6 protein-coding genes are annotated in these 7,179 nt (G+C 74.6%); 1 reads left to right on the plus strand and 5 read right to left on the minus strand.

The window, feature by feature from the left end:
* Positions 1 to 12: 12 nt before the first annotated feature.
* The 4 genes from ACZ462_RS14035 to ACZ462_RS14050 all read right to left on the minus strand — a co-directional run bounded on the left by ACZ462_RS14035 (position 13) and on the right by ACZ462_RS14050 (position 4,109).
* On the minus strand, positions 13 to 882 hold the full coding sequence (locus ACZ462_RS14035) for an ABC transporter ATP-binding protein (protein WP_467805983.1): 870 nt from the start codon (positions 880 to 882) through the stop codon (positions 13 to 15).
* Positions 879 to 1,946, minus strand: coding sequence for a FecCD family ABC transporter permease (locus ACZ462_RS14040; protein WP_467805981.1), 1,068 nt, complete (start codon positions 1,944 to 1,946; stop codon positions 879 to 881). Before ACZ462_RS14040 ends, ACZ462_RS14035 begins: the two co-directional genes overlap by 4 nt.
* Positions 1,943 to 2,992, minus strand: coding sequence for a FecCD family ABC transporter permease (locus tag ACZ462_RS14045; RefSeq protein WP_467805980.1), 1,050 nt, complete (start codon positions 2,990 to 2,992; stop codon positions 1,943 to 1,945). Before ACZ462_RS14045 ends, ACZ462_RS14040 begins: the two co-directional genes overlap by 4 nt.
* Before the next feature lie 85 nt (positions 2,993 to 3,077).
* The gene (locus ACZ462_RS14050) at positions 3,078 to 4,109 is read right to left on the minus strand and encodes an HAD hydrolase-like protein (RefSeq protein WP_467805978.1); all 1,032 of its coding nucleotides are present in this window, start codon (positions 4,107 to 4,109) and stop codon (positions 3,078 to 3,080) included.
* Positions 4,110 to 4,228: 119 nt separating this feature from the next.
* Here ACZ462_RS14050 and ACZ462_RS14055 point away from each other — a divergent pair, with 119 nt between their 5' ends.
* A complete protein-coding gene (locus tag ACZ462_RS14055) occupies positions 4,229 to 5,500 on the plus strand; it encodes a DUF1015 family protein (protein ID WP_467805977.1) in 1,272 nt (423 codons plus the stop codon).
* A gap of 69 nt (positions 5,501 to 5,569) precedes the next feature.
* Here ACZ462_RS14055 and ACZ462_RS14060 read toward each other — a convergent pair whose 3' ends face one another.
* The gene (locus ACZ462_RS14060; RefSeq protein ID WP_467806131.1) at positions 5,570 to 6,412 is read right to left on the minus strand and encodes a tetratricopeptide repeat protein; all 843 of its coding nucleotides are present in this window, start codon (positions 6,410 to 6,412) and stop codon (positions 5,570 to 5,572) included.
* Positions 6,413 to 7,179 lie beyond the last annotated feature (767 nt).

Raw genomic sequence — 7,179 nt, forward strand, 5'->3', positions numbered from 1 at the left:
ACCGCCTCCGGCTCAGGCGCCGGCGGCCGCCTCCACCGCGGGTGCGGGTGCGGCGGGCGCGGCCTGCGGCCGGGCCGGCTTGCGGGCGGCGGGGATGACCAGCGGCGTGCCCGTCTCCGGGTCGTCGATGATCTGGCAGCGCAGCCCGAACACCTTCTCCACGAGTTCCGCGGTCACCACCTCGGCCGGCGGGCCCTCCGCGACGACCTTGCCGCCGCGCATGGCGATCAGGTGCGTGGCGTAGCGGGCGGCGTGGTTGAGGTCGTGGAGCACGGCGACGAGGGTCCGGCCCTGGTTCTCGTGCAGTTCGGCGCAGAGGTCCAGCACGTCGATCTGGTGCTGGATGTCCAGGTACGTCGTCGGCTCGTCCAGCAGCAGCAGCGGCGTCTGCTGGGCGAGCGCCATCGCGATCCACACGCGCTGCCGCTGCCCGCCGGACAGCTCGTCGACGGTGCGGTCGGCGAGTTCGGCGACGCCCGTCGCGGCCATCGACTCCAGGACGACCCGCTCGTCCTCCTGCGACCACTGCCGCAGCAGCCCCTGGTGGGGGTAGCGGCCGCGGGAGACGAGGTCGAAGACGGTGATCCCGTCCGGCGCGACCGAGGACTGCGGCAGCAGGCCGAGGGTCTTGGCGACCTTCTTGGCGGGCAGGGAGCCGATGGCGTGCCCGTCGAGCAGCACCTGCCCGGCGGACGGCTTCAGCATCCGCGACAGGGCGCGCAGCAGCGTGGACTTGCCGCAGGCGTTGGGGCCGACGATCACCGTGAACGAGTTGTCGGGTATCTCCACCGACAGGTTCTCGGCGATGACCCGCTGCTCGTAGCCGAGGGTGACGTTCTGCGCGGACAGCCGCTGCACGTGCGTACTCCTTGAGTTCGTCATATACGTCCCGCCCTGCGCTCGGTGACGAGCAGCCAGAGCAGATAGGCGCCGCCGACCAGCCCGGTCAGCACGCCGACGGGCAGCTGGTCGGCGCCGAAGGCCCGCTGCGAGGCCCAGTCGGACAGCAGCAGCAGGACGGAGCCCATCAGCGCGCCGGTGACCGGGTTCGAGCCGGGCGAGCGGGTCAGGCGCCGGGCGAGCTGCGGTGCGGCCAGCGCGACGAAGCTGATCGGCCCGGCAGCGGCCGCGGCGGCGGTGGTCAGCAGGACCGCCGCGAGCATCAGCAGCATCCGCATCCGCTCGACCCGGACGCCGAGGGCGTACGCGGCGTCGTCGCCCATCTCCGCGATCCGCAGCGCCCGCCCCTGGGAGAGGACGAGCGGGAACAGCACGGCGCAGGTGGCCAGCAGCGGCCACACCTGGCTCCAGTCGCGGCCGGCGAGCGAGCCGGTCAGCCAGACCATCGCGCGGGTCGCCTCGATGAACTGGGCCTTGGTCAGCAACCACTGGATGACCGCGATGAGCATCGCGGAGGAGCCGATGCCGACCAGCACGAGACGGTAGCCGTGCACGCCCTGCTTGTAGGACAGCAGGTAGATCACGACGCCGGTGGCCAGGCCGCCCGCGAGGGCGCCGCCGGCCACGGCCGTCGCACCGCCCTTGAACAGCACGATCACGAGGAGCGCGCCGACGACGGAGCCGTATCCGAAGCCGAGCAGGTCCGGGGAGCCGAGCGGGTTGCGGGAGACGGACTGGAAGACGGCGCCGGCCATGCCGAGCGCGGCGCCCACGAGGAGGGCGACCAGGACCCGCGGCAGCCGCAGGTCGTTGACGATGAAGTCCTGCGCGGGGGTGCCGTTGCCGAGGAGGGTCTGTACGACGTCCGCGGGGGCGATCTCGAAGTCGCCGGTGCCGATCAGCACGACCGACAGGGCCGCCGCGGCGGCGGCGAGGAGCAGCCCCGTCAGCAGGGCCCGCGGCTCGGCCCGCAGGGACAGCCCGCCGGGTGCGCGCACGGTCCGGGACCGGGACCGGGTCCGGCCGGTGGGGAGTTCGACGGTCACAGCTGGGCCATCCTCTTGCGCCGGACGAGGTAGATGAAGACGGGGCCTCCGATGAGCGCGGTCACGACGCCCACCTGGAGTTCCGCGGGCCGGGTGACGATCCGGCCGACGACGTCCGCGCCGAGCAGCAGCACCGGCGACAGGACCGCCGAGTAGGCGAGCACCCACCGCATGTCGGGCCCGGTGATCAGGCGCGCGAGGTGCGGGATCATCAGCCCGATGAAGACGATCGGCCCGCAGGCCGCCGTCGCCGCCCCGCACAGCAGGGTGATGGCGACCATGGCCCCGACTCGGGTCCGGGTGAGGTTCGCGCCGAGCGCGCGCGCCGTGTCGTCGCCCATGGACATGGCGTTCAGCGGTCGGCCGAGCGCCGCCGCGAGCACCGCCCCGGCCAGCAGGAAGGGCGCCACCTGCCGGACGGTGTCCATGTTGGCGGAGGCCAGCGAACCGACCGTCCAGAAGCGGAGCTTGTCGAGCGCCTTGCTGTCCATCAGCTGCACGGCGTTGATGTAGCCGACCAGGGCGGCGCTGGCCGCCGTGCCGGCGAGCGCCAGCCGGACCGGCGTCGCGCTGCGGCTGCCGCCGAGCACGTACACGACGACGGAGACGGCGGCGGCGCCGAGGAGCGCGAACCACACGTACTCGGTGAGGGTCGAGGCCCCGAGGAAGCTGATGGCGGACACCACGGCGGCCGCGGCGCCCGCGTTGACGCCGAGGATGCCGGGCTCGGCCAGCGGGTTGCGGGTGAGCGCCTGCATGACGGCCCCGGAGAGGCCGAGGCCGAGGCCGACCATCAGCCCGAGGATGGTCCGCGGTACGCGCAGGTCCCGGACGACCACGTCGGACGTGGTCCCCGAGTAGTGGAAGAGCCCGTGCCACACCTCGTCGAGGGGCATCTGCTTGGCGCCGACGGCGATGCTCGCCACGAGGACGAGCGCCAGCACCGCCAGGGCGGCCAGCAGGCCGGCGGCGCGCGCGGCGTGCCGCTTGCGGATGGCTGCGGCGCCGGGCGCCGCGCTCTGTTCGGGAGGACTCTCGACCAACACGCGGTTAGGTTAGCCTAGCCTCCGCGATTTTCGGCCATCGGATGCCCTCCGACCTGCGCTCCCGCGCCCGGCGGCCCGCCGCCTGTCACAGCCCGGTCCGGCCCAGCGCCGCGGCCGCGTCGAGCGTGCAGGAGCCGTCTCCAGCCTCCGTCCAGGCTGCCGCGCACAGCGCCCGCAGCCCGTCGACGGGGTCGCCCGCGCCGTCGAGGCGCAGGGCGCCGTCCGCGGCTGCCGCCGTCCAGCCGCCGCACCGGAAGCCGTCCCCGGCCGCCTCCACCCGGGGCTGCCCGGTCAGCAGCCCGCGCAGGTCGCGGTCGACGTACGTGGGCCGGTGGCGCGGCTCGGCCCGCAGCAGCTGCGCGCCGTCGGCGATGCCGGTGAGGACGAGCAGCGAGTCGACGTCCCCGTTGAACGCCCCCTCGATGTCGGTGTCCAGCCGGTCACCGACGACCAGCGGCCGCCGCGCCCCGGTCCGCAGGACCGTCTCGCGGTGCATCGGCGGCAGCGGCTTGCCGGCCACCTGCGGTTCGGCGCCGGTGGCGATCCGCACGACCTCGACCGCCGCCCCGTTGCCCGGCCCGATGCCCCGCGCCTGCGGGATCGTCAGGTCCGTGTTGGACGCGAACCACGGCACGCCGCGCCTGATCGCGAACGAGGCCTCCGCGAAGCGCCCCCACGGCAGTTCGGGCCCCCCGTAGCCCTGGACGACCGCGGCGAGCCCCTCCTCGTCGGCGGAGTCGACGGGCACCAGCCCGCGTTCGGTCAGCGCGACCCGCAGCCCCTCCCCGCCGATCACCAGTACCTTCGCCCCCGGCTCCACCTGCTCCGAGACCAGCCGGGCCACCGCCTGCGCCGAGGTGATCACGTCGTCGGCGCCGGCCGGGATGCCCAGCTCGCTCAGCTGCGCGGCGACCGCGTCCGGAGTTCGCAGCGCGTTGTTCGTGACGTACGCCAGGTGCATGCCGCCGTCGCGGGCCGCGGCCAGCGACTCCACCGCGTACGCGATGGCCTCACCGCCCGCGTAGACCACGCCGTCGAGGTCGAGCAGGGCCGTGTCGTACGCCTCGTGGAGGCTGCGCTCGCTGCCCGCCGGCATGGTCCTGCTCCGCCGCGTCATCCTGTCCGCTCCCTTTGTCCGCCCGGCCCGATCGTCTCCGACCGAATCCTGCCGCATGTGCTCCGAGATCTTTTCCACACGATCATCCCGCATGCCGAGACGCCCCTTACCATGCACCAATGACCACTTCTGCCACCGTGCCCGCCGGGCTGCGCCTGCTCCCCTTCCACGGACTGCGCTACGTCCCGGAACGCGTCGGCAGCCTGGCCGCGGTCACTTCTCCCCCGTACGACGTGGTGGTGCGCCCCGACGGCGTCGACTACCTGGAGTCGGCCGATCCGCACAACATCGTCCGGCTGATCCTGCCTCAGGCCGACACTCCGGCGGCGCGCAATGAGCAGGCGGCGCGCACGCTGCGGGACTGGCGGGAGAAGGGCGTGCTGAGCGCGGACCCGGAGCCGGCCCTGTACGTGTACGAGCAGCGCAGGGGGCCGATGGTGCAGCGCGGCCTCATCGGTGCGCTGGCCCTGTCGGGGGCGGACGCGGGCGTGGTCCTGCCGCACGAGGACGTCATGCCGCACGTGGTGACGGACCGGGCCGGGCTGATGCGCGCCACCTCGGCGAACCTGGAGCCGCTGCTGCTGACGTACCGAGGCGGGGACGCGGGCGGCGGTGCGGCGGAGGTCGTGGAGCGGACGGCGCTGGGGGCGCCGCTGCTGGCGACGACCACGGAGGACGGGGTCCGGCACCGCCTGTGGGCGGTCACGGATCCCGCCGACCAGGAGGCCGTCGCCGCGGACCTGGGCCGCCGGCAGGCCCTGATCGCGGACGGGCACCACCGGTGGGCGACGTATCTGCGCCTCCGGGAGGAGCACCCGTCGCCGACGGACTGGGATTTCGGGCTGGTGCTGCTGGTGGACACGGTGCGCTATCCGCTGGAGGTGCGGGCGATCCACCGGATGCTGCGCCGGCTGGCTCCGGCGGACGCGCTGGCCGCGGTGGGGGGCTCGTTCCGGGTGCGCCCGGTGGAGGGCCCGCTGCCGCTGGCCTTGGAGGCGCTGGCGGATGCCGCGGAGCGCGGCAACGCCTTCCTCGTCGCCGGGGACGGCTCGTTCCACCTGGTGACGGACCCGGATCCGGATCTCCTGGAGCGGACGGTCCGCCGGGACCGGCCGGAGGCGTGGCGGCGGCTGGATGCGACGGTGCTGCACGCGACGCTTCTGGACGGCCTGTGGCAGATCCCGGACAGCCCCGACCAGATCACGTACATCCATGACGCGGCGGCCACGGTGGAGATGGCGGAGCGGCACGGCGGGACGGCGGTGCTGATGCATCCGGTGCGGGAGGATGTCGTGCGGGGGCTGGCCCGGCAGGGTGTGATGATGCCCCGCAAGTCGACGTCGTTCGGTCCGAAGCCGGCGACGGGCCTGGTCCTGCGCAGCCTGGGCTGAGGGCCGCCGGACGACGCCGGAGGGCGGCACCCCGGTCGGGGTGCCGCCCTCCTTGCGTCGGTTCCGCGCTCAGGCGCTGTCGCCGGGACGGTCCGCTTCGTCGGCCGGGCCGGCGTCGGCGTCGGCCTCCGGGGCGTCGAGCGGCTCGTACTCGTCGTCGTCCTCGTCGTAGTACTCGGTCTGGTCGGCGGCGCGTTCGGCGGCGGCCACTTCGGCCGCGTCCTGGTCGTCGTCGCCGTCCTCGTCCTCGTCGTGCGACGCGTCGAGGGCGTCGACGAATTCGACGCCGTCGAGTTCGGCGAGGCGGTCGGAGGCGTCGGTGGCGCCGTCCTTGTCGGCCTCGATCGTCTTGGCGAACCATTCGCGGGCCTCGTCCTCGCGGCCGGCGGCGAGGAGTGCGTCGGCGTACGCGTAGCGCAGGCGCGCGGTCCACGGCTGGACGGAGTGGGAGGCGAGTTCGGGGCTCTGGAGGGTGACGATGGCGGCGTCGAGCTGGCCCATGTCGCGGCGGGCGCCGGCGGCGACGAGCCGCATCTCGACCTGGCCGGCCTTGTCGAGCTTCTGCACCTCGGGCTCGCCGGCCATGGCCAGGGCGCGCTCGGGGCGGCCGAGGCCGCGCTCGCAGTCGGCCATGACGGGCCACAGTTCGACGGAGCCGGTCATGCGCTTCGCGGCGCGGAACTCGGCGAGGGCCTCGCTGTACTTCTGCGTGGCGTACGCGGCGAAGCCGGCGGCCTCGCGGACGGCGGCGACGCGGGAGGCCAGGCGAAGGGCGATACGCGAGTAGGCGTACGCCTGCTCGGGGTCCTCGTCGATCAGGCGGGCGACCATGACGAGGTTCCGGGAGACCTCCTCGGCGAGGCCCTTGGGCAGGCTCAGGAGTTCCTGGCGGACGTCGGCGTCGATCTCCATGCCGGTCACGTCGTCGTCGATGGGGAGCCGCTTGACGGGCTCGCGGTCGCGGTCGGCCCGGAAGTCCCGGTCGCCGCCGCGGTGGCCGCCGCGGTCGTCGCGCCCGCGGTAGCCTCCGCGGTCGCCGCCCCGGTCGTCACGGCGCCCGTAGGAGGGGCGTCCGCCTCGGTCGTCGTCCCGGCGGAACGAGGGCCGGTCGCCCCGGTCGCCCCGGTCGTCGCGGCGGAAGGGCGGGCGGTCGCCGCCGCGGTCGTCACGCCGGCCGTACGAGGGCCGGTCGTCGCGACGCGGGTACGAGGGCCGCTCGCCGCGGTCGTCGCGACGGAAGGGCGGGCGGTCGCCACCGCGGTCGTCACGGCGCGGGTAGGACGGGCGGTCGTCGCGACGCGGGTACGACGGGCGGTCGCCGCGGTCGTCGCGGCGGAAGGACGGGCGGTCGGAACCGCGGTCGTCACGACGGGGGTAGGAGGGGCGGTCGCCGCGGTCGTCGCGACGGAACCCGCCGCGGTCGTCGTCCCGGCGGAACGACGGACGGTCGTCCTCACGGCGCGGGTACGACGGACGGTCGCCCCGGTCGTCGCGGCGGAACGGCGGGCGGTCGCCACCGCGGTCGTCACGGCGCGGGTAGGACGGGCGGTCGTCGCGACGCGGGTACGAGGGGCGCTCGCTGCGGTCGTCGCGGCGGAAGGACGGGCGGTCGGAACCGCGGTCGTCACGACGGGGGTAGGAGGGGCGGTCGCCGCGGTCGTCGCGACGGAACCCGCCCG

The organism is Streptomyces sp. NPDC031121 (genome assembly GCF_055570615.1).

What these genes read in the sequence shown, in the direction of transcription:
- ACZ462_RS14035 (WP_467805983.1), bottom strand. Translation starts at nt 882, where the DNA reads ATGACGAACTCAAGGAGTACGCACGTGCAGCGGCTGTCCGCGCAGAAC.
- ACZ462_RS14050 (WP_467805978.1), bottom strand. Translation starts at nt 4,109, where the DNA reads ATGACGCGGCGGAGCAGGACCATGCCGGCGGGCAGCGAGCGCAGCCTC.
- ACZ462_RS14055 (WP_467805977.1), top strand. Translation starts at nt 4,229, where the DNA reads ATGACCACTTCTGCCACCGTGCCCGCCGGGCTGCGCCTGCTCCCCTTC.
- ACZ462_RS14060 (WP_467806131.1), bottom strand. Translation starts at nt 6,412, where the DNA reads ATGGAGATCGACGCCGACGTCCGCCAGGAACTCCTGAGCCTGCCCAAG.